The sequence below is a fragment of the Streptomyces sudanensis genome (genome assembly GCF_023614315.1).
In the GTDB taxonomy this organism is placed as follows: domain Bacteria; phylum Actinomycetota; class Actinomycetes; order Streptomycetales; family Streptomycetaceae; genus Streptomyces; species Streptomyces sudanensis.
Genome location: NZ_CP095474.1, coordinates 4,765,458 through 4,787,311 on the forward strand (window position 1 = coordinate 4,765,458; position 21,854 = coordinate 4,787,311).

Consider the following 21,854-nt stretch of genomic DNA (forward strand, 5'->3'; position numbering starts at 1 on the left):
TATCCGCGCACGATCGCGGGCGGGCCGCGACCGCCTCCGGAACACGGTCCGGGAGCGGTCGCGGCCGACCGCCGCGGGCGTCAGGAGGCCGGGCCGCCCACCAGCTCCCGCAGCACGTCCTCCATCGTGACCAGCCCGGCCAGCCGTCCGTCGTCGTCGAGGACGGCCGCCAGGTGCGTGCGGCTGCGGCGCATCGCCGTCAGCACGTCGTCCAGCGGGGTCGAGGCCCGCACCCGGGCGATCGGGCGCATCGCCGACACCGGGAACGGCTGGTCGCGCGGTATGACGTCCAGCGCGTCCTTGACGTGGAGGTAGCCCAGGATGCGGCGGGAGGGGTCCACCACGGGGAAACGGGAGAACCCGGACCGCGCGGAGAGCCGCTCCACCTCGTCCGGCGTGGCGCCGACCTGCACGTACACGACCCGTTCCAGCGGCATGACCACGTCGCGCACCGGGCGCCGGCCCAGTTCCAGCACGTCGTGCAGCCGCTCGGCCGCGCGGTCGTCGAGCAGGCCGGCGTCGCCGGCGTCGGTGACCATCCGGGCCAGCTCGTCGTCCGAGAACGTCGCCGTGACCTCGTCGCGCGTCTCCACCCGCAGCAGCTTCAGCAGCGCGTTGGCGAACGCGTTGATCGTGAAGATCACCGGGCGCAGCGCCCGCGCCAGCGCCACCAGCGGCGGGCCGAGCAGCAGCGCCGTGCGGACCGGCTCGGCGAGGGCGATGTTCTTCGGGACCATCTCGCCCAGCAGCATGTGCAGGTAGGTGGCCACGGTCAGGGCGATCACGAACGAGATCGGGTGGACCAGGCCGTGGGGCACGCCGACCGCGCCGAACAGCGGCTCCAGCAGGTGGGCGATGGCCGGCTCCGCGACGATGCCGAGGACCAGCGTCGCCAGGGTGATGCCGAGCTGGGCGGCGGCCAGCAGCGCCGACACGTGCTCCAGCCCCCACAGGACGCTGCGCGCCCTGCGGTCGCCGGCCTGGGCCTGCGGCTCGACCTGGCTGCGGCGGACGGAGATGAGGGCGAACTCCGCGCCGACGAAGAACGCGTTGAGGACCAGCGTCAGGAAGCCGATCAGCAACTGGACGGCGATCACCGGTCCCTCCCCTCACCCAGGGCGCCCGAGGCGCCCGGAGCGCCCGGGAACTCCGGCGCGCCGGGAGCGCCGGGGCCCTCCCGGCCGGCGGCCCTCCCCGGCTCCTCGCCCGGCGCGGGGGCGCGCAGCGCGACGCGCGCCGCCCGGCGCCCCGAGGCGTCGGTCACGTCCAGCAGCCAGCCGGACACCTCGACGGTGTCCCCGGCCTTCGGGATGCGGCCCAGCACCGTCGCGACGAGCCCGGCGAGCGTCTCGTACGGGCCCTCCGGGACGTCCAGCCCGATCGACCGCAGCTGGTCGGTGCGGGCGGCCCCGTCGGCGGACCACAGGGCGCGCCCGTCGGCGTCCTCGCCGGTCCGCGCCAGGTCGGGCGTCTCGTGCGGGTCGTGTTCGTCGCGCACCTCGCCGACGACCTCCTCCAGGATGTCCTCCATCGTCACGATCCCGGCCGTGCCGCCGTACTCGTCGATGACGACGGCCATGGTGGCCTTGCCGTGCATCCGGTCGAGCAGCCGGTCCACGGTGAGGCTCTCCGGCACCAGGACCGGTTCGCGCAGCAGCTCGACCACCGGGGTGCGGTGGCGCCACTCGGCGGGCACGGTGAGGACGTCCTTGATGTGGGCGGTGCCGATGACGGTGTCCAGGCTGCCGCGGTAGACGGGGAAACGGGACAGGCCGGTCGCGCGGGTCGCGTTGGCGACGTCCTCCGCGGTGGCCCGCGACTCCAGGGCGATGACCTGGACGCGCGGCGTCATCACGTTCTCGGCGGTCAGCTCGGCCAGGTTGAGCGTACGGACGAACAGCTCGGCGGTGTCCGGTTCCAGTGCGCCCGCCTTCGCGGAGTGGCGGGCCAGCGCGACCAGTTCCTGCGGTCCGCGCGCCGACGCCAGTTCCTCGGCGGGCTCCATGCCCAGGCGGCGCACCATGTGGTTGGCGGTGTTGTTGAGGTGGCTGATCAGCGGCTTGAAGGCGGCGCTGAACACCCGCTGCGGAGTCGCCACGACCTTCGCCACCGCCAGCGGCGAGGAGATGGCCCAGTTCTTCGGCACCAGTTCGCCGACGACCATCAGGACCACCGTCGACAGGGCCGTGCCGATCACCAGCGCCAGTGAGGAGGCGACGGACGGGGAGGCGCCGAGGTCCCGGACCGGCCCGCTGATCAGCCGGGCGACGGACGGTTCGGCGAGCATGCCGACGATCAGGTTGGTCACCGTGATGCCGAGCTGCGCGCCGGAGAGCTGGAACGTGAGCGACCGTACGGCCTTCAGGGCGCCCGGGGCGCCGCGCTCGCCGCGTTCCGCCGCCCGCTCCAGCGTGGCCCGCTCGACCGTGGTGAGGGAGAACTCGGCCGCGACGAACACGCCGCACGCCAGCGCGAGCAGCAGCGCCAGGAGGAGCAGCAGCACTTCCGTCATCGGTTCACCCCCGCCCCGTGGCCGGTCGGAGGAGTGGTGATCGCGCGGTGTCGATGGCCGGTCGTGCTACTGGGAGGCTCGCCCATGGGCGGACGCTCACACACCTTTCGTATGCGGTCGGAATCGTCCACCCATGGTAAAGGACCAGCAAAACGGCGGCAGGTCCGGTCCGCGACCGGCGCGCCCCGCCGGCCGGCCGCTCCCGGGGCGCCGTTCGCGGCGCCGGACGCCCCGGGGCGGGTGAGTACACCGCGGGCGGGGCGCCTGAGTACCCCGGCGGATGCCCGGGGCGCCACCGCGCCGGTTGGCTGGCCCCCATGACCTGTGCACCGACCCGCCGCCGCGTCGAACCGGAGCAGCTCGCCGCGTTCGGCGCGGCTTTCGCCGGCGCCCTGCTGCCCCTCGCGCTCGGCGTCCTGTTCGCCAAGGCGATGGCCGCCGACCCCATGGCCCCGGTCAACGCCTTCGTCACCGGCGGTGCCCGCACCCGGCTCTCCCCGGCCCACCTGCGCGGCTGCGGGCCCGGCCGGCTCAGGCGGCACCGGACGGGGGCCGCCGCGCGACGCCCAGGACGATCGGCGACGCCGGCAGCGGAACGCCCCGTTCCGGAATCCGCAGCCTCCGGTACGTGACGACCTCGAACCCGGCCGCCCCGATCCCGGCCAGCGGGTCCCGCGCCGTGTGGCAGCCGCCGAACAGCCGCGGCCACACGGTGGCGTCCACGCCCCGCTGCACCGCCGCCGCCACCCGCCCCGGCGCGAGGCCGTGCTCCAGGAACCGCAGCTCACCGCCCGGCCTGAGGACCCGCCGCAGCTCCGCCAGGGACCCGCGCACGTCCCGCACGCTGCACAGCACCAGCGACACGACGGCGCCGTCGAACGCCCCGTCCCCGAGCGGCAGCGCCTCCGCCGTCCCCGCCACCACGTCCACCGGCGTCCGCACCCCCGGCGCCTCCCGCGCGGCGAGCCGCCGCAGCACCCGGTCCGGCTCGACCGCGACGACCCCGGACACGGCCGCCGGATAGTGCGGGAAGTTCAGGCCGTTGCCCGCCCCCACCTCGACGATCCGCCCGGACAGCCCGTCCAGCAGCTCCCTCCGCAGCTCGCCGAACCCGCCCCTGTCGGCGGCGGCGCCCAGCCGCGCGTACAGGCGCGCGAACAGGGGGTGGTCCACGGTGCCCGGGCCGGTCCCCGCACGCCGTTCCCTCATCGCGGACCTCCTTCGGCGGTGTTCGGCCGATCGGGCGGACACGGGCGCGGGCGCCCGCCGTGAGCCCGTCAGCCGCTGACGAAGCAGAACTCGTTGCCCTCCGGGTCGCGCATCACCCGGAATCCCCCGTACGCGTCCCGTACGAATCCGCCGACCCGCACGGCCCCCAGGGCGACCGCCCGTTCGGCGGCGCTCTCCACGTCCCCGCCGCTCAGGTCCAGGTGCAGCCGGTTCTTCGCGGACCTGCCCTCCGGCACCCGCTGGAACGCCACCCGCACGAAGCCGGGCGGGTCCACGTACGACCAGTCCGGGTCCCGGTCCACCGGATCGCCGCCCAGCAGCCCGGCCCAGAACCGCGCCAGGGCGGCGGGGTCCGCGCAGTCGAACACGATCTCGCTGACGGTCGCTCGCATACCGGCCAGCGTAGACGGCGGACGCCCGGCCCGCGGGGACCGGACGTCCGCGCCCGCACCCCGGATTCCGGGGCCGCCGGCCCGGGGCGTGCGCGCCCGCGTTCAGGCGCCGACGGCCCGCGCGAACGCCTCCGCTTCCCACGTCCCGTCCAGCTCCGGCGCCAGCCAGCCCGGCGCCGCCGCCCGGAAGGCCGCGGGGGGCAGGGCGCCGGCCCCCTCGGGGACCGCGCCCAGCAGCGGGGCGCCCGCCGAGGCCGGCAGGTCCGTCAGGTTGCACCGCTCGGCCGTCCCCGGCGCCTTCGGCCAGCTCCCCACGACCAGGCCGAGCTGCGTCAGGCCGCGTGCGCGCAGCGCCTCGCCGGTCAGCGCGGCCAGGTTGAGCGTGCCGAGCCCCGCCGCGGCGACCACCAGCACCGGCGCGCCCAGCAGCTGCGCCGCGTCCGCGAGGGTGCCGCCCCGCGCGTCGTACCGGACCAGCAGCCCGCCCGCGCCCTCGACGAGCACCAGGTCGTGCCCGGCGGCCAGCTCCCGTGCCGCCTCCGCCACCTCGTCCGGCCCGACCGGCGTCATCCCGGCCCGCCGGGCGGCCGTCTCCGGGGCCAGCGGCTCGGGGAACCGGGCCAGCTCCCGCCCGGTCACCCCGGGCCCGGCGAGCCGTACGACCTCGTCGGCGTCGCCCCGCTCGCCCGGCCCGACGCCCGTCTGCGCGGGCTTCAGCACGGCCACCGAACGGCCCGCGGCCCGCGCGGCCGCCGCGACGGCCGCCGTGACGACCGTCTTGCCGATCTCCGTGCCCGTTCCACTCACCACCACGACCGGCATGTCAGCCCTCCCTCGCCGCCGCGCGCACCGCGCGGCAGATCCGTGCCACGTCCTCGTCGTCCGTGACGTACGGCGGCATCACGTACACCAGGTCCCGGAACGGCCGCAGCCACACGCCCTCGCGCACCGCCGCGGCGGTGGCCGCCGCCATGTCGACCGGATGGTCCAGCTGGACCACGCCGATCGCGCCGAGGACCCGCACGTCCTCCACCCCCGGCAGGGCGCGCGCCGGTTCCAGCCCCTCGCGCAGCCCGGCCCCGATCCGCCGCACCTCCCGCGCCCAGTCCTGCGACAGCAGCAGGTCGATCGAGGCGCAGGCCACCGCGGAGGCCAGCGGGTTGCCCATGAACGTCGGCCCGTGCGCCAGCACCGGCACCTCGCCCCGCGAGATGCCCTCCGCGACCCGCGTCGTGCACAGCGTCGCCGCCATCGACAGGTAACCGCCGGTCAGCGCCTTGCCCAGGCACATCACATCGGGTGCCACACCCGCGTGGTCCGCCGCGAACAGCTCGCCCGTCCGGCCGAAGCCCGTCGCGATCTCGTCGAACACCAGCAGCACGTCGTGCGCGTCGCACGCCTCCCGCAGCACCCGCAGGTAGTCGGGGGAGTGGAAGCGCATCCCGCCCGCGCCCTGCACCACCGGCTCGACGATCACCGCGGCCAGTTCGCCGGCGTGCCGGGCGACCAGCTCGCGCAGGGTGCGGGCGTACTCCTCCTCGTACGCGGCCGGGGGCGCCGGGGCGAACACCTGGCGCGGCAGCACCCCGGTCCACAGCTCGTGCATCCCGCCCTCGGGGTCGCACACCGACATCGGCTGCCAGGTGTCCCCGTGGTAGCCGCCGCGCCAGGTCAGCAGCCGCCGCTTGGCCGGGCGGCCGGTGGACCGCCAGTACTGCAGGCACATCTTCACGGCGACCTCGACGGACACCGACCCGGAGTCGCTGAGGAACACGTGCCGCAGCGGCGCCGGGGTGATCTCCACCAGGCGGGTGGCGAGCCGGACGGCCGGCTCGTGGGTGAGCCCGCCGAACATGACGTGGCTCATCCGGCCGAGCTGGTCGCGCACGGCCCCGTCGAGCACCGGGTGGCGGTAGCCGTGCACGGCCGACCACCAGGACGACATGCCGTCGACCAGCTCCGTCCGCCCCTGCGCCGGCTCGGCGAGGCGCAGCCGCACCCCGGAGGCCGACTCCACCACCAGCGGGTCGACCCGGCCCGGCATCGGCCCGTACGGGTGCCACACGTGCTCCCGGTCCAGCGCGACCAGCCCGCCGGGGCCGTGGAGCGGCTCAGGCATTGGGCGCGAGGTCCGTTCCGGCGCCCCGGCGGCGCACCGCCACCAGGTCCGGCCGGCCCTCCGGGAGGGGCGTCTCCGCTCCGGAGGGCACCTCCGCCTCCGCGGGCGCGCCGGCCTCCGCGGACGGACCGCACACACCGCCGGAGCCGCAGCCCCCGCCCGTCCCGCAGCCGCCGGCCGCCGCGTCCACCCGGTGCTCCGGCAGCGTCGTCGTGCCGGCGCCCTCCACCTCGAAACCGGCGTCCGCGATCATCTCCAGGTCCGCCTTGCCGGCCTGGCCCTCGCTGGTCAGGTAGTCGCCCAGGAAGATGGAGTTGGCCAGGTGCAGCGCGAGCGGCTGGAGCGTGCGCAGGTGCACCTCGCGCCCGCCCGCCAGCCGGACCTCCACGTCCGGGCAGACGAACCGCACCATCGCCAGGATGCGCAGCGCCCGCTGCGGGGTGAGGTTCCACTCCTTGGCCAGCGGCGTGCCCTCGAAGGGGATGAGGAAGTTCACCGGCACCGAGTCCGGGTCCAGCTCGCGCAGCGAGAACACCACGTCGACCAGGTCCTCGTCGCTCTCGCCCATGCCGGCGATCAGCCCCGAGCACGCCGACAGGCCCGCCTGGTGCGCCTTGCGCACGGTGTCGACGCGGTCCGCGTAGGTGTGGGTGGTGGTGATCTCCCCGTACGTCGACTCGGACGTGTTGAGGTTGTGGTTGTAGGCGTCGGCGCCCGCCGAACGCAGCCGCTCGGCCTGGCCGTCGGAGAGCAGCCCGAGGCACGCGCACACCTCGACGCCCTCGTTGTCCTCCTTGATGGCCTCGATCGTCTTGGAGACCCGGTCCACGTCCCGGTCCGTCGGCCCCCGGCCGCTGGCGACGAGGCACACCCGCTTCGCGCCGCCCGCGATGCCCGCGGCGGCGGCCTTCGACGCCTCCTCCGGCTTCAGCCAGGTGTACTTGAGGATGTCGGCCTTCGACCCCAGCCGCTGCGAACAGTACGAGCAGTCCTCGGGGCACAGCCCGGACTTCAGGTTGACCAGGTAGTTGAGCTTCACCCGGCGCCCGAACCAGTGGCGCCGCACCCTGCCCGCCGCGGCCACCACGTCCAGCAGTTCGTCGTCGGAGGTCGCCAGGACGGCGAGCGCCTCTTCACGGGTCGGCGACTCGCGCCGCAGCCCCTTGTCCACCAGCGTGTTCAACAGATCCATGGCGCTGATCCTGACGCACGGCACGCCCCGCGGCCAAGGAAGAACCCGACAACCCGGCCCCCCGGGGGTGTGTGGATGACCACACCCTGACCGCGCGTCTTCTTCGTTAGGGTCTGTGGGCTGCCTACAAAGGGGGACCCAGAGATGCCCGAGGACGTGCCCGGCGACACCGCGCCCGGAGCCCCGTTCGACTGGATCGACGCCGAGGCGCGCCGCCGCGCCGCCGCCGGGCTCGTCCGCACGCTGCGCCCCCGCCCCGCCGACACCGACCTGCTGGACCTGGCGGGCAACGACTACCTCGGTCTCACCCGCCACCCGGAGGTCGCCGGCGCCGCCGCCGACGCCGCCCGCCGCTGGGGCGCCGGCTCCACCGGTTCGCGGCTCGTCACCGGCTCGACCGCCCTCCACGCCGAACTGGAACGGGAACTCGCCGCGTTCTGCGGCTTCGAGGCGGCACTCGTCTTCTCGTCCGGATACGCCGCCAACCTCGCCGTGCTCACCGCGCTCGGCCCCCGCGGCTCCCTGATCGTGTCCGACGCGGGGAACCACGCGTCGATCGTGGACGGCTGCCGGCTGTCCCGCGCCGAGACCGCCGTCGTCCCGCACGCCGATCCGGGGGCCGTGCGCGAGACCCTCGGCGCCCACCCCGGGCGGCGCGCCCTGGTCGTCAGCGACTCGGTGTTCTCCGTCGACGGCGACGCCGCACCGCTCGGGGCCCTCGCCGGCGCCTGCCGGGAGCACGGCGCCGCCCTCGTCGTCGACGACGCGCACGGTCTGGGCGTGCTGGGCGAGGGGGGCCGCGGCGCCCTGGCCGCGGCGGGCCTCGCCGGCGCGCCCGACGTGGTCGCCACGGCGACGCTCTCCAAGTCCCTCGGCAGCCAGGGCGGCGTCGTCCTCGGTCCCGCCCGGGTCGTCGAGCACCTGGTGAACGCCGCCCGGACCTTCATCTTCGACACGGGCCTCGCCCCGGCCGCGGCGGGCGCCGCCCTGGCGGCCCTGCGCCTGCTGCGCCGCGAACCGGACCTCGCGGGGCGCGCCCGTGCGGTGGCCGCCGCCCTCCACACGGAGCTGACCGCCGCGGGGCTCACCGCCGCGCGGCCGGACGCGGCGGTGGTGTCGGTGCGGGCCCCCTCGCCGGAGTCGGCCCTGCGCTGGGCGGCGGACTGCCGTGCGCAGGGCGTGGCGGTCGGCTGCTTCCGGCCGCCGTCCGTGCCGGACGGGGTGTCGCGGCTGCGGCTCACCGCGCGCGCCGACCTCGACGGCGAGCGGATCGGGCGGGCCGTGTCCGTGATCCTGCGCACCGCGCCGCCCCGCTGACCCCGCTCCGCCGCGCCCGCCCGCCCGCCGTCCGGCGCGNCCGGGCGGGCGTCCCCGGAGGCGGAGGGCGGCCCTGCGCGGCGCGGGTGCGGTCCGGGGCCGCGCCCGCCGTCAGCCCACGCGGCCGTACGAGACGGACCGGGACCAGATGCGTTCGAGCTTCACCCACGAACCGGCCTTCGGGGAGTGCCAGATCCGGTCGCTCCCGGCGTAGATCCCGACGTGGTACACGCCGCCGCTGCCGTGGAAGAACACCAGGTCGCCCTTGCGCCGGTCGGACTTGGCCACCCGGTGGGTCCTGTTGTACTGGGCCTGCGCGGTGCGCGGCAGCTTCTTCCCGGCCCGCTTGTACGAGTAGAGCGTCAGGCCCGAGCAGTCGAAGCGGTACGGGCCGACGGCCCCCCACTGGTAGGGGGCGCCCTTCTTCGACGCGGCGATCTTCAGCGCCATGCCGGCGGCGGCCGGCGCGGCGTGCGCCGGGGGCGCCGAGCCGGGGCCGGCGAGGGCGCCGCCGGCGGCGACCAGGGTGAGGGCGGACAGGACGCCGGCGATCNNCNCNNGCCGCACNNGNNGNCCNNNGGGGCGGTGCCTCCGGGCGGCGTGTGCGGAGTGGTGCGGGAGTGCGCTACCGGGACCTGATCCTGCGTCGCGGACATGCAGTACCCTTCGTCAACCCGCCTGTGAAGGATTGCCTGTCGGGTTCGGACAGGACGAAGATGCCCGGCCGCTGACGCGGCTTCACCCCGAGGGGGACCGGCCCGCACATGTGCGGCGGTCGCCCCGTACTGCCTGGGTCCTCCACTCCTGCCGATCCACAGGTGTCGACCAGTCGTCCGGACGGCGGCAGGATTCGGCGTCCGCCCGGGCCGCCCCGCCCGGGTGGCGGGGGCTTGTCGTCGGGACGGATCTTTCCCGCCCGGACCCCGAATCCCGGGTTGCGACGGGGCGGTGTGAGCCTCATCACGATTGGGCCGCACGAGTGGACGGCGGGGTTTCCCCTCCGGCCGGTCGCGCACCGGCAAGCCCCGTACCTGCGGCGTCGTGGTCGCGGGCGGCCCGCGGCGCGCAACTCGTCCCGTACGAAGTCCGTTTCCCCGTCTCAGCCGAACGGGCCAGTCGCTGTCCCCCGACCGGGTCCGCCGAACGGCTCAGGCGGACGGCTCAGGCGGACGGCTCCTGAGGAACCGTCACCCGCCGCGCGCGCCGCTCGCCGTCCAGCGCGCGCAGTGCGCGCGCCAGGGTCCGCGCGTGGACCTCGTGCTCACCGCGCTGGTGCATCAGCGTCAGGGCGTCGCGCAGCGCGGTCGCTTGGCCGACGAGCGCCTGCGCCGCCCGCAGCGCGCCGTAGGTGTGCGTGACGCGGGCCGGGTTGAGGCGGCCCAGCAGGTCGACGACGTCCAGGTACGCGTCGACGTAGGCGCCCTCCGCGCGGGTGAGGGCCGGCAGCGGGGGAGGCTCCGGGGGGCGCACGGTCACGCCTTCCGGGAGCGGACCACGTGGTCCACGAGGCCGTGCTCCCGCGCGCCGGCCGCGTCGAGGACCAGGTCGCGGTCGAGGTCGGCGGCCACCCGGTCGCGTTCCCGCCCGGTGTGCCGGGCCAGCAGGTCGAGGAGCAGGTCGTGCTGGCGCGTCAGTTCCCGGGCGTGGACGTCCAGGTCGGAGGGCCGGCCGTGCAGTGGTTCGGCGAGCTCCGGCTGCCTGAGCAGCACCCGGGCGCCGGGCAGGGCGGAGCGCTTGCCCGGCGCGCCGGCGGCGAGCAGGACCGCGGCGGTGGACGCGGCCTGGCCGACGCAGGTGGTCGCCACGTCGCAGGCGATGGTCTGCATGGCGTCGTAGATCGCGGTCATGGCGTCGACCGGGCCGCCGGGCGAGTTGACGTAGAGGGAGATGTCCTGGTCCGGTGCCGCGTACTCGAGGTGGACGAGCTGGGCGACCACGTCGCCGGCGGCCGTGGCGTCGACCGGGGTGCCGAGCAGGATGATCCGCCCTTCGAGGAGCTTGGAGTACGGATCGAGGGAGCGGACGCCCCAGTGGGTGCGCTCGGTGAATTCGGGGAGGACGTGGCGGGCGTTCGGTTCCATGAGGGCCTCCATCCGTAAAAAATGTACAGGATGTACAGACGGTACACTGGGAGCATGGCTCATGAGATTCCGGTGACGCAAGCCCGGGCGGAGTTCGCCGATCTGATCAACCGCGTCGTCTACGGCGGCGAGCGGGTCGTCGTGACCCGCCACGGCAGGCCGCTGGTGGCCCTGGTCTCCGCCGCCGACCTGGAACGACTCGAATCCGGCGCGGAGGCCGCCGGGGAGGGCGCGATCGGCTCGGTCTCGGAACTGGGCGACGCCCCGTCCGCTCCGCGCGAACAGCGCAGGTTCGGCATCGCGGCGGAGCACCGCCCCTACGGCGGCTGACCGGCGCCGTGCCGCACGCGGACGAGTGCTCCGCCCGGTGCGGGCGGAGGCCGGCGCGACGGCCGCCGCGCCGGTCCGCAGGCGCGGTGGGCCGGCCCGGCCGGATCCCTGCGGGGCGCGGTTCAGCCGCGGCGCCGCGGCAGGGCGCACCCGGAGCCGGACCCCGGGGAGCCCTCCGCGGCCGTCGCCTTCGCCCCGGCCGCGTACTCGTCCACGTACTCCTGCTCCGACAGGGCGAGGATGCGGTACATGATCTCGTCCGTCACGGCGCGGACGACGGCCTTCTCGTTCTCCATGCCCGCGAAGCGGGAGAAGTCCAGCGGCTCGCCGAACCGGATCGTCACCCGCCCGATCCTCGGCAGGGCCTTCCCCGGCGGCTGGATCTCGAACGTGCCCACCATCGCGCACGGCACCACCGGCACGCCCGCCCTCAGCGCCATCACCGCGACCCCCACCTTGCCCTTGTAGAGCCGCCCGTCGGGCGAGCGGGTCCCCTCCGGGTAGATGCCGAGCAACTCGCCGCGCCCCAGCACCCGCAGGCCCTCCCGGATGGCCGCCTGCCCCGCCTCGCGGCCGGAGCGGTCCACCGGGATCTGCCCCGCCCCGCGGAAGAACGCGGCGGTCAGCCGCCCCTTGAGGCCCGGGCCCGTGAAGTACTCCTGCTTGGCCAGGAACGTGATGCGCCGCTTCAGCACGGCCGGCATCAGGAAGTGGTCGGAGAACGACAGGTGGTTCCCCGCGATGATGGCCGCGCCCGTCTCCGGGACGTGCTCCAGCCCTTCGATCCTCGGCCGGAACAGCAGCCGCAGCAGCGGGCCGAGGAGCACGTACTTGAGGAGGTGGTAGAACACGGGCTGGCTCCCTACGCTGCCGGATCGACCTGTGAGGCGCGTCCCGCCGGGCCGGGCGGCACGCGGAGGGGGACCGGGACGTGCGCGGACGCCGCCATGCGTGACCACCCCTGACCGTGTGCGCGCTGCCCTGACCTCGGCCTCTTGCGGAGAAGGATCGGACCACAGTGACGTATGCCCGCTCCCGGGCTTCCGTCCCAGGAAGTTTCCCGACCGCCCGAAGGGCGGGCCGCGCCCGCCCGCCACGGGTCCGGACGCGGGCGGCCGGCTGTTCACCCGCCGTTTCCGCGCACGCCTCGGCGCACCAGTAGGTGTGGCGGGACACATTGGCCGGATCCCGCCTGGAGGCCCTCTCATGGCACCCCGTTCGCTTCCCGACCGCCGCACCGTGCTGCGCGGCTCGCTCGCCGCGTCCGCCGCCCTGGCGCTGCCCACCGGTCTCGGCGCGGCACCCGCGCTCGCCCTGTCGGGGCGTCCGCGGGCCGGCTGGGGCGTGCAGACCGGCGACGTGACGACGGACTCCGGGCTGGTGTGGGTGCGCTCGGACCGGCCGGCCCGGATGGTCGTCGAGACGTCCGCCACCGAGTCGTTCCGCAACCCGCGCAGGTGGCGCGGCCCGCTGCTGGACGCGGGGACCGACTTCACCGGCACCACCCGGCTGCGCGGCCTGCCGCCCGGCGAGCAGATCCACTACCGGGTGCTGCTGGCCGACCCGGACGACCCGCGCCGCACCGGCGAGCCGGTCACCGGCACCTTCCGCACCGCGTCCGTCCGGCGCCGTGACGGGGTGCGGTTCGTCTGGTCGGGCGACCTGGCCGGACAGGGCTGGGGCATCAACCCGGACATCGGCGGCTACCGCATCTACGACACGATGGCCGCCCTGGACCCGGACTTCTTCCTGTGCTCCGGCGACAACGTCTACGCCGACGGCCCGCTCACCGACACCGTGCCCCTGCCCGACGGCCGGACCTGGCGGAACGTCACCACCGAGGAGAAGTCCAAGGTCGCCGAGACCCTGGCCGAGTTCCGCGGCAACTTCCGCTACAACCTGCTGGACCACAACCTGCGCGCGTTCAACGCCCGCGTGCCCTCGATCATCCAGTGGGACGACCACGAGGTCACCAACAACTGGTACCCCGGCGAGATCCTCACCGACGGCCGCTACACGGAGAAAAGCGTCGACGTGCTCGCCGCACGGGCCCGCCAGGCGTTCTCGGAGTACTTCCCGATCTCCACGCTGCGCCGCCCCGACGGCCGCGTCTACCGGGTGCAGCGCCACGGCCCGCTGCTGGACGTCTTCGTGCTCGACATGCGGACCCACCGCAACGCGAACTCCCCGGGCCGCCAGAGCAGCGACCCGCAGGGCGTCCTCGGCCGGGAGCAGCTGGAGTGGCTGAAGAAGGAGCTGTCCCGGTCGCGTGCGGTGTGGAAGGTGATCGCCTCCGACATGCCGCTCGGCCTGGTCGTGCCCGACGGCGGGGACGGCAAGCCGAACATCGAGGCCGTGGCGCAGGGCGACCCGGGGGCCCCGCTCGGCCGTGAGCTGCAGATCGCGGAGCTGCTGCGGTTCGTCAAGCACCGCCGGATCACCGGCACGGTCTGGCTGACGGCCGACGTGCACTACACCTCCGCGCAGCACTACCAGCCGTCGCGGGCCGCGTTCACCGACTTCGAGCCGTTCTGGGAGTTCGTGTCGGGGCCGCTGAACGCCGGTGCCTTCCCGGCGAACGCGCTCGACGGCACCTTCGGCCCGGAACGGGTCTTCGTGAAGGCGCCGACCAGGGCGAACGTCTCCCCCGCCGAGGGCTACCAGTTCTTCGGCGAGGTCGACATCGACGGCGGCAGCGCCGAACTGACGGTCCGGCTGCGCGAGCAGGACGGTACGGTGCTGTTCACGAAGGTGCTCCAGCCCGGCCTCGTCGGGCAGTAGGGCCGGAGGGGCCGGGCGGCGCCGCCGGGGGCCGCCGGGGACGGCGGCGGGGGATGGTACGGATCATGGATTACGGTGTGCGGGAGCCGGACCGGCTCGGACGGACCGGGCTGCCGGACGGCAGGCACCTGGGCTGGGCGGAGTGGGGGCCGGCCGACGGCACCCCGGTGCTGCTGTGCCCGGGGGCGGCCACCAGCAGGTGGCTCGGTTTCGGCGGCGGCGTCGTCGACGCGGCGGGCGTCCGGCTCGTCAGCGTGGACCGGCCCGGTCTCGGCGCCTCCGACCCGGCCCCCGGCCGGACCCTGACCGACTGGGCCGCCGACATCCGGCACCTCGTCGGGGAGCGGGCCCTGCGCGAGCCGCTGGCGGTGGGGTTCTCGCAAGGGGCGCCGTTCGCCCTCGCCCTGGCGGCCGGCGGCCTGGTGAACGCGGTGGCCGTGGTGTCCGGCAGCGACGAACTCGCCCACCCCCGCTTCGCCCGTGCCCTGGTCCCGCAGGTGAGGGACATGGTGGACGCCGTCGCGGCCGACCCCGGCGCCGCCGAGGCGGCCTTCGCCGGATTCGGCAGCGCCGACGCGCTGTGGGACCTGGTCGTCGCCACGAGCCCCGAGACCGACCTCGCGGTCTACACCGAACCGGTCTTCCGCCGCGCCTTTTGCCGAGCGATGGACGAGGCCTTCGGCCGGGGCCCGGCGGGCTACGCCCGCGACACCGTCCTGGCGATGGGCCGCTGGCCGTTCGACCCCGCCGGCATCGCCGTCCCGGTCGACCTCTGGTACGGGCGGCGGGACACCAGCCCGGTCCACTCCCCGGACCTGGGCGAATCCCTCGCCGCGACGATCCCGGGGGCGACTCGGCACCTGCTCCCCACCGCCGGGGGGTCCCTGCTCTGGACCCACGCCGGGACCGTCCTGCGCACCCTGCTGGCCCACGTCCGCTGACGACGCCCCGCCCCGCCCCGCCCCGGGCCGGGGACCGGGGCGGTGGCGGGGGCCCTCCCCCGGCACGTACGGGTCTCTTGGCCGTTCGGCCGCCGTTCGGCGCCGGGCGGTCCACGGCGGCGCGCCACGCGGCCACGGCCCGCCGCGCAGGGTCGCCCGGAGTCCCGGCTAGCGGAGCCCCAGGCAGGGGAGCCACGCCCGGGACGCGCCGTGCGCCGCGGTGAGCAGGGCGGCCAGCGCCCCCGGCGCGCCCGTCAGCAGCTCCGCCGACCAGTCCGGTGCCGCCGAAGCCCCCGGCAGGCGCCGGCGCAGCAGCGCGGCGAGCCGTTCCCGCAGCCGGGCCGCGCCCGCGTGCCGGGCGTGCCGGGCGAACGCGTCCGCCACCGCCAGCACGCCCGCCGCGCCGTGGCACAGCCCCAGCAGGTCGGCCGGGCCGTCGCCGGACAGGTGGAACCCCTCGTCGTACCGTTCGGCCAGCCGCGTGAAGACGGCCGCCGCCCGGTCCGCCGCACCGGCGTCGCCCAGGGCGTCCGCCGCGTCCCACAGCGCCCACGCCACGCCCGGCGCCCCGTAGCACCACGCCTGCCGGGGCGCCGCGCCCCGCGGCGGCACCCCCCCGTCGAGCCCGGCGCCCGGCCAGGTGAGCAGCCCCCGCCCGTCCTCGTACACCTGCCCCTCCAGCCACCGCACGACCCGGCGCAGCGCGTCGCCGGCCGCCGGGCCGGCGTGCCGCACGGCGGCGGCGAGCGCGGCGGCGACCCCGGCCGCGCCGTGGCCCATACCGGTGTTGACGCGGCCCTGGAGCCATGCCAGGTGGGGGTGGTCCGCGTACCCGTCGGCGCGCAGCCGCCCCAGGTCGTCGCCGTCGCACAGGGCGGCGAGCCTGCGCCGGTAGGGCAGGAGGGCGCCCGGTTCGGGGCGGGCGCCGGCGCAGTGCGCGAGGAGCGCCCCCGCGGGGCCGAGGACCAGGTCGTAGTCGGCCAGCCGGACCCCCCGGCGGCGACCGCCGTGCGTCGCGGCGGCGGTGACCAGCCGGTCGCGGAGCCGGTCGGCGACGTGGTGGAGGCGGGGGTCGAGGGCGGCGCCGAGGCGCAGGCCGGCGAGGGTGCCGGCCAGCCCGCCGTCGTACAGCCCGGGGTGCCCCGGGCCCCGGCCGGCGTTCCGCGCCCAGACGGCGACGGCGCGGGCGGCCGTGCGCTCCGCCTCCGGCCCGCCGACGCTCGCCACGACGTGGGCCAGGATGGGGACGCCCGGGTCGGAGGGGAACCGGGCGGAGCCCGGGCCGTCCGGCGCGGCGGCCCAGGCGGCCAGGCGGCCGACGGCGAGGCCGAGCGGGTCCGGCGGGGCGAGGGGGTTCGGCGGGGCGAAGGGGTCTGGCCGGTGCTGCACGGTACTCCTCGGGTCGCGGTGTCCTCGGGTCGCGGTGTCCTCGGGTCGCGGTGTCCTCGGGCGCGGCGGAGCCGCCCGGCGGACCGGGCGGCTCCTGTCGTGCGGACGGCCGCTACACGCAGACGGCCGAGGCGCAGACGACGATCGTGCACAGCAGGCTGCAGAACTCCGAGGTGGCCTGCGCCTCGGGCAGCTCGGTCTCGGTGACGCGCTCGTCGAGGTCGTCGATCAGAGCGTCCAGGTCGGTCAGTTCCAGGGTGTCGGGCACGGCTCTCACCTTTCGTTTCGTTGGTGCTTCCTCGGTTCCCTCATGAGGTGTTGACCGCCCCGGCGGTCCGCCGCCCCTGCGGGACGGCCGGACCGGGGACGCCTGGGGGCGCCTCGTCGGGCAGCAGCGCGGCCGCGGCCTGCGCGGCGAGCTCCTCCGGACGGGCGCGGTGGGGGAGGCGCAGCAGGACCTGGGCGGCGACCGGCTCCCCGCCGTGCAGCGGGTCGCGCAGGACCAGGCCGTCCGGGCCGGGCAGCATCTCGTCGACGAACAGCTCGCCGCCCGCCTGCCGGGCGCAGAGCCGCTCGACCAGCGGGACGGCGGTCACGGAGTCCAGGTCGGCCGGGACGGGCCGCGCTCCGGCGGCGGTGCGCAGGAAGACGTGGCGGGGGAGGCCCGCGGAGCGCCGCAGCAGCGCCAGCGCGCGCACCTTCGCCAGGGCGGTGCCGTGCGGGTCCCACAGCCGGGCGCGGTCCAGCCGCCACATCGCCGGGGCCACCACGAGCGCGCCGCCCGCCACCGTCAGCCGCGGCAGCCGGGCGTGCCCGGGCAGCGCCGCCTCCAGGCCGTCCAGCCGGACCACCCGCCGGGTGGCCGGCAGGCCCGCCGCGAGCAGCAGCTGCAGCAGCCGGTCGTACGGCGGCACGGGATTCCGCGTGGCGTGGTGGACCGGCACGATCCGCCGCCCGTCCGCCTCGGCGACCGGCCGCCCGTCCCGCAGCCGCACCGTGATCCGGTCCAGCGGCAGGTACCGCGCCCCACCGCGGTCCGGGCCGTAGTACGGGGTCGGGTCCGGGTCGCCCGTCCACCAGGACGTGACCGCCGGGCGCCGTACGGCGTTGGCGGCCCGCTCCGCGAGCGGCGGCACCAGCAGCTCCACGAACCGCACGCCCGTGCGCCGCTCCAGGTCCGCCAGGAACGCCCGGTACGCGTTGGCGGCCCCGTACCCGCCGTCCAGCGCCCGCATCCCGTCGGCGAACCGGGCGTCCAGCATCCCCGCCGGGGAGGCCGTCTCCAGCACGGCGGCCGGGGTCCCCGGCCCGCCCGCCAGGGGCCGCAGCAGGCAGTCGAACGGCCAGGGCGGCAGGGCCTCGCCGGCGGGCTGCGCGCCGAGCGCGTCCAGCAGCGCGTCGTCCAGGTCGACCTGCTCCTCGCCGGCACGGGCCGCCAGGTGGTCCAGCAGCGCCGCGTACCCAAAGCCCCCGCCCGGCGCCTCGGGCGCGGCCCAGCCCCCGTACCTGCGGCCCGCGACGGGGGCGGTGTCCTCGCCGCGGGCGAGCCGGTCCGCGAGGACCTCGCCGACCCGCCGGGGCTCCGCCCCGACCGGCCAGGGGTCGGGGGCCTGCCGCGCGGCCCCGGCCTCGCGCAGCGCGGCGACCCGCGCGGCGACCCGCACCCCGTCCCGTACGCGGTCGGCGGCCCGCGCGCCCACGACGGCGTCCGCCCGCCGGTACACGTCCACGAACCACCTCCCGGTGTCCGCCGCCTCCGGGGCCGGCGGCACCGCGCCCGGCGGGGACCACGCCCCGTACCGCCGCCGGGGCGCCGCACACACCTGGAGCACCCCCGTCCCGGCCAGGTGCCGGAGGAACCCGCGCAGCACCGCCGGGTCCGCGGGACGCCCGCCCGGCACCGCGGCGAGCAGCGCCCCCTCCACGTCCCCGAGCGCCACCGGCCCGTCCGCGAGCAGCGCCAGGACGCGGCCCAGCGCGCCGGTGCGCCGCAGGACGACGTGGCGCAGCCGCTCCGGCGCGTGCGGTTCCACCACCCAGCAGCGCAGCACCGCCGAGCCGTCGGCCGGATCGCCCTCCGTGAAGTGCAGGGGCGCGGGCGCGAGCAGCGTCGACGGCGGGGCGTCCAGCAGGTCGGCCGGTCCGTTCCCGGCCCGTACGAGGTGGACGTTCTCCACCTCCCCGAGGGCCGCGCCGCCGAGCACGCACCTGCCCGCGAGCAGCGTCCGGGCGCCGTCCGCGTCCCCGACCGGGACCGCGGCGACGTGACCGGCCCAGCCCCTCGGCGTGGTCTTCGCGGCCGCCCGGCCCAGGACGCGCCACAGGTACGCGGTCCGCTTGCGCAGCCGCCCGCCCCGCCAGGACTCGCCCCGGGCCAGCCGGCGCTCCACGTCCTCGACGACGGCGGGCGCCGCCCCGGCCAGGAACGACCGCAGCACCGCGTCGCCGCGGGCGGTCTCCCAGGCGCGGACCGCCACCCGCACCTGCTCGGCCTCGACCGCCTCCTCCAGCAGCCGCGCCTCCTCCCGGGCGCGCCGCGCGTCCGCGAGCAGCGCCCGGGCCTCCGCGGCGACGGCCGGCACGGCCTCCAGCAGCCGGCAGTCCTCCGGCCCGGGCGCCTCCCCGGCGTGCAGGCGCCGCCGCAGCGCCAGTACGGCACCCCGCTCGGCACCGGAGAGCCGGGCGTCCGGGACCACCTCGGCACCCACCCGCCCGGCCAGCGCCCGGGCCCGGGCGGCCTGCCGCTCGGCGGTCCCGGCGTGCCGGGCGATCCGGTCGAACAGGGCGGGGGCGCCCGCCGCCGTCCACGCGGCGCACGGCATGCCCGCGACGCGCAGCAGCGCGAGGCCCCCGATCGTCCCGGCGGTCACGTCACGCCCTCCCGTCGTCGGCGAGCGCCTCGGTGAGCAGCGCCTGCCGGGCGGTGGAGAAGCGTCCCCGGTTCCAGTGGAAGACCACCCAGTGCGCGGCGGCCCTGCGCGGCCCGATCCGCGCCCCGCCGGACTCGAAGTAGCCGGTCCGCCACCGTTCGGCCGCCGCGCGCAGCGCGTCCCGGTGCGCGGCCACCCCGGCCCGCCACGCCTCCGGCAGCGCCTCCAGGCGGGCCTCGTCCGGCTGCTCCCAGTACGCCCGGATCCCCGCGGCGGCGCGCTCCCGGTCCGCTCCGCCCGCCCCGCCCGCCAGCCGGCGGCCGGTCTCCTCCCGCACCGCCTGCCACACCCCGCGGTGCTCCCAGCCGACCACGCCCAGCCCGTCCAGGACCGCGCGCAGCAGCGTCAGCGACACCCGCCAGTCCGCCGGCGGACACGTCCCCGTGTGGTGGTCCAGCCACGCCCGGGAGTCGGCGGTGTGCAGCCGGTGCACGGACTCCATCGACCGGGCCCCGCCGAAGAGGTACGTCTCCGGCTCGTAGACGGCCGGTACCGGCGGTGCCCAGCCGTCCCGGGTCCGGCCGAGGAGCCGTACGAGCAGTTCGCGCAGCGCGGCGGCGCCGGCGGGTTCGGGCGCGTGGAAGCGGATGCGCACGCCCGGCGGCTTGTGGAGGAAGAAGAAGTCGTCGGCCGCCCCCGACCCGGTCAGCTCGCGGGCGGTCCCGGCGAGCCGCCGGTACAGGGCGGGCCAGGCGTGCGTTCCGTCGGGGGCGACGTTGACCTGCACCCAGCCGCTGTCCGGCCGCCGCTCGTCGCGCAGGGCGCGCAGCCCGGCGGCGAGGAAGGTGTGGCGGGCCGCCGCGTAGGCGTCGCCGTCGGGCGGCACCGGCAGGGGACCGGAGGGATCGGTGCGCACGTCGCGGAGGCAGTCCGCGAGCAGACGCTCGACCTGCAACATGCGGCCTCCTCGTGGGGCGGTCCGGCGGACGGGTCCGGCCGTGTGCGGGCCGTCCGTCAACTGTGTGTCCACGACGGGCTCCGCCGAAAGCACGAGGAGAGTTAGTCATACGATCGGCGGAGGTGCGCTGGCGTGTCGGTGTTGCGCGCAGGGGTGCTTCCGTGCGCCGGGGTGCCGGAGCCGCCGCGCGCCGCGCCGGAGCCGCCCGCGTCCGGGACCGGCGCGCGGCCCGCCACCGGGCCGGNCNCGCGGCCGGGCGCCNGNCCNCNGNCGNGGGCGGCNCNGNCGCGGGCGGCGGACACGTGGTGGGGGGGCGCGTCGGGGCACCGGTACGGGCGGCGGGTACGCCGTGCGGGGGCGCGGCGCCCCCGTCCGTGCGGCTCCGCACGGCTCCGTGCGCGGGACACCGTCCGCGTCCGGCCGTCGCCGCCGCCGAGGGGCCGCCGCGGGGGAGCCTCCTGACGGGCTCAGCCGTCGCCCGCGGCCGCCATCGCCAGCGTCAGCAGGCCGAGCACGATCCAGGCGAACCACAGCCAGCCGTTGCTCCCCAGCGCCACCGTGTACGCCGTCGTCAGCACCAGCGCACCGGCGGTGAGGATCCCCATGGTCCTCGTGGGACCGGACATCGCGTCCTCCTCCCGCCCGCGGACCCCGCCCTGCCATGGTCGCCCCGCGCCCCGGGGCGGCGCCAGCGGGTGCGCTACCGGCCGCGCGCCTGGAGGGAGGCGAGGTACGCGTTGTACGCGGCCAGCTCCTTGTCGCCGTCCCGGTCCGCGGCCCGGTCCGAGCGCCTGGCCACCCGCTGCTCGGAGCGGTACCACTGGTACAGCAGCGCGACCAGCACCACCACGGAGGGGACCTCGCTGAACGCCCAGGCGATGCCGCCGGCCGCGTTCTGGTCGTCCAGCGCGTCGATGCCGAGCGACGCCGGCGGGTTCGCGTACGCCCCCACCATCGGCTCCGACGCCATCATCAGCGCGATCCCGAAGAACGCGTGGAACGGCATGCCCGCGAACAGCTCCAGCATCCGCATCACGTAACCCGGCCGGTGCGGGCCCGGGTCGACGCCCATGATCGGCCAGAAGAAGACCAGGCCGACCGCGAGGAAGTGGATCATCATCGCGATGTGCCCGGCCGTGGACCCCATGAGGAAGTCGAAGAGCGGGGTGAAGTACAGCCCGTACAGGCTGGCGATGAACATCGGGATGGTGAACGCCGGGTGCGTGATCACCCGCATGTACCGGCTGTGCAGCAGCATCAGTAGCAGTTCGCGCGGCCCCTTGCCGCCCCGGCCCGCCACCGGCAGCGCCCGCAGCGCCAGCGTCACCGGCGCGCCGAGCAGCAGCATGATCGGCGACAGCATGCTGATCACCATGTGCTGCACCATGTGCACGCTGAACATGACCATGCCGTAGTCGTTCAGCCCCGTGCACATCACCAGGGCCACGGAGAGCACGCCCAGGACGAAGAAGACCGTGCGGCCGGCCTGCCAGGCGTCGCCGCGCCTGCGCAGCCGCACGACGCCCCAGCCGTACAGGGCCAGCGCGAGCAGGCAGCCCACCAGGAAGAACGTGTCCGGCGAGAAGGCCAGTCCCCGCCCCAGCGTGAACGGCGGCAGGTCCGCCATCACGCCGTGTCCGCTGTGGTCCATCCGACGGCTCCTGGTTCGTACGGGGTTGTCCGCTTGCCGCACCAGACTAGAACCGCCCCCGGCCGCCCCGGCGACCGGGGGCGGCTTCGGC

General features: G+C 76.6%; 21 protein-coding genes. 4 read left to right on the forward strand and 17 right to left on the reverse strand.

Features of this window, described 5'->3' with window-relative positions:
- Positions 1-80 precede the first annotated feature (80 nt).
- From MW084_RS22070 to bioB, 7 genes are all read right to left on the reverse strand, one after another.
- Entirely contained in the window at positions 81-1,097 is a 1,017-nt protein-coding gene (locus tag MW084_RS22070) for a hemolysin family protein (protein ID WP_010474401.1), read from the reverse strand.
- A complete protein-coding gene (locus MW084_RS22075; protein ID WP_010474400.1) occupies positions 1,094-2,512 on the reverse strand; it encodes a hemolysin family protein in 1,419 nt (472 codons plus the stop codon). The genes MW084_RS22070 and MW084_RS22075 overlap by 4 nt, the downstream gene beginning before the upstream one ends.
- 531 nt (positions 2,513-3,043) lie before the next feature.
- Complete coding sequence (locus tag MW084_RS22085; protein WP_010474398.1) at positions 3,044-3,721, reverse strand: class I SAM-dependent methyltransferase; 678 nt, start codon at positions 3,719-3,721, stop codon at positions 3,044-3,046.
- A gap of 68 nt (positions 3,722-3,789) precedes the next feature.
- Complete coding sequence (locus MW084_RS22090; RefSeq protein WP_010474397.1) at positions 3,790-4,134, reverse strand: VOC family protein; 345 nt, start codon at positions 4,132-4,134, stop codon at positions 3,790-3,792.
- Positions 4,135-4,236: 102 nt separating this feature from the next.
- Positions 4,237-4,956, reverse strand: coding sequence for a dethiobiotin synthase (bioD, locus tag MW084_RS22095; RefSeq protein ID WP_010474396.1), 720 nt, complete (start codon positions 4,954-4,956; stop codon positions 4,237-4,239).
- A 1-nt stretch (position 4,957) separates the two neighbouring features.
- The gene (locus MW084_RS22100; protein WP_010474395.1) at positions 4,958-6,253 is read right to left on the reverse strand and encodes an adenosylmethionine--8-amino-7-oxononanoate transaminase; all 1,296 of its coding nucleotides are present in this window, start codon (positions 6,251-6,253) and stop codon (positions 4,958-4,960) included.
- Entirely contained in the window at positions 6,246-7,445 is a 1,200-nt protein-coding gene (gene bioB / locus MW084_RS22105) for a biotin synthase BioB (protein WP_010474394.1), read from the reverse strand. Before bioB ends, MW084_RS22100 begins: the two co-directional genes overlap by 8 nt.
- Before the next feature lie 144 nt (positions 7,446-7,589).
- On the opposite strand from bioB, the gene MW084_RS22110 reads away from it, so the two are divergent.
- Complete coding sequence (locus MW084_RS22110; protein WP_010474393.1) at positions 7,590-8,762, forward strand: 8-amino-7-oxononanoate synthase; 1,173 nt, start codon at positions 7,590-7,592, stop codon at positions 8,760-8,762.
- Positions 8,763-8,873: 111 nt separating this feature from the next.
- Here the strand turns inward: MW084_RS22110 and MW084_RS22115 are convergent, their stop codons facing one another.
- The 3 genes from MW084_RS22115 to MW084_RS22125 all read right to left on the reverse strand — a co-directional run bounded on the left by MW084_RS22115 (position 8,874) and on the right by MW084_RS22125 (position 10,843).
- Positions 8,874-9,314 carry a C40 family peptidase gene (locus MW084_RS22115; protein ID WP_255130712.1) on the reverse strand — a complete coding sequence of 147 codons (441 nt, stop codon included), beginning with the start codon at positions 9,312-9,314 and terminating at the stop codon, positions 8,874-8,876.
- Positions 9,315-9,923: 609 nt separating this feature from the next.
- Positions 9,924-10,232, reverse strand: coding sequence for a hypothetical protein (locus tag MW084_RS22120; protein WP_029553868.1), 309 nt, complete (start codon positions 10,230-10,232; stop codon positions 9,924-9,926).
- A gap of 2 nt (positions 10,233-10,234) precedes the next feature.
- The gene (locus MW084_RS22125) at positions 10,235-10,843 is read right to left on the reverse strand and encodes an ATP-dependent Clp protease proteolytic subunit (protein WP_010475301.1); all 609 of its coding nucleotides are present in this window, start codon (positions 10,841-10,843) and stop codon (positions 10,235-10,237) included.
- Between the two features lie 54 nt (positions 10,844-10,897).
- On the opposite strand from MW084_RS22125, the gene MW084_RS22130 reads away from it, so the two are divergent.
- A complete protein-coding gene (locus tag MW084_RS22130) occupies positions 10,898-11,173 on the forward strand; it encodes a type II toxin-antitoxin system Phd/YefM family antitoxin (RefSeq protein WP_029553867.1) in 276 nt (91 codons plus the stop codon).
- Positions 11,174-11,295: 122 nt separating this feature from the next.
- On the opposite strand, the gene MW084_RS22135 is transcribed toward MW084_RS22130, so the two are convergent.
- Complete coding sequence (locus tag MW084_RS22135; RefSeq protein WP_010475297.1) at positions 11,296-12,024, reverse strand: lysophospholipid acyltransferase family protein; 729 nt, start codon at positions 12,022-12,024, stop codon at positions 11,296-11,298.
- Positions 12,025-12,379: 355 nt separating this feature from the next.
- On the opposite strand from MW084_RS22135, the gene MW084_RS22140 reads away from it, so the two are divergent.
- Positions 12,380-13,954: an alkaline phosphatase D family protein gene (locus MW084_RS22140; RefSeq protein WP_010475294.1), complete on the forward strand. Its 1,575-nt coding sequence runs from the start codon at positions 12,380-12,382 to the stop codon at positions 13,952-13,954.
- A 65-nt stretch (positions 13,955-14,019) separates the two neighbouring features.
- Positions 14,020-14,895 carry an alpha/beta fold hydrolase gene (locus tag MW084_RS22145; protein WP_029553866.1) on the forward strand — a complete coding sequence of 292 codons (876 nt, stop codon included), beginning with the start codon at positions 14,020-14,022 and terminating at the stop codon, positions 14,893-14,895.
- Between the two features lie 168 nt (positions 14,896-15,063).
- Here MW084_RS22145 and MW084_RS22150 read toward each other — a convergent pair whose 3' ends face one another.
- The 6 genes from MW084_RS22150 to MW084_RS22175 all read right to left on the reverse strand — a co-directional run bounded on the left by MW084_RS22150 (position 15,064) and on the right by MW084_RS22175 (position 21,763).
- Complete coding sequence (locus tag MW084_RS22150; RefSeq protein ID WP_010475290.1) at positions 15,064-16,284, reverse strand: lanthionine synthetase LanC family protein; 1,221 nt, start codon at positions 16,282-16,284, stop codon at positions 15,064-15,066.
- 112 nt (positions 16,285-16,396) lie between these two features.
- Positions 16,397-16,552: a hypothetical protein gene (locus MW084_RS22155; protein ID WP_169331713.1), complete on the reverse strand. Its 156-nt coding sequence runs from the start codon at positions 16,550-16,552 to the stop codon at positions 16,397-16,399.
- Between the two features lie 40 nt (positions 16,553-16,592).
- Positions 16,593-19,154, reverse strand: a complete 2,562-nt coding sequence (locus tag MW084_RS22160) for a lantibiotic dehydratase (RefSeq protein WP_010475288.1) — start codon at positions 19,152-19,154, stop codon at positions 16,593-16,595.
- 1 nt (position 19,155) lies between these two features.
- The gene (locus tag MW084_RS22165; protein ID WP_010475286.1) at positions 19,156-20,112 is read right to left on the reverse strand and encodes a thiopeptide-type bacteriocin biosynthesis protein; all 957 of its coding nucleotides are present in this window, start codon (positions 20,110-20,112) and stop codon (positions 19,156-19,158) included.
- A 467-nt stretch (positions 20,113-20,579) separates the two neighbouring features.
- Positions 20,580-20,738, reverse strand: a complete 159-nt coding sequence (locus tag MW084_RS22170; protein ID WP_010476760.1) for a hypothetical protein — start codon at positions 20,736-20,738, stop codon at positions 20,580-20,582.
- Between the two features lie 74 nt (positions 20,739-20,812).
- Entirely contained in the window at positions 20,813-21,763 is a 951-nt protein-coding gene (locus MW084_RS22175) for a cytochrome c oxidase assembly protein (protein WP_010476762.1), read from the reverse strand.
- Positions 21,764-21,854: the final 91 nt, after the last annotated feature.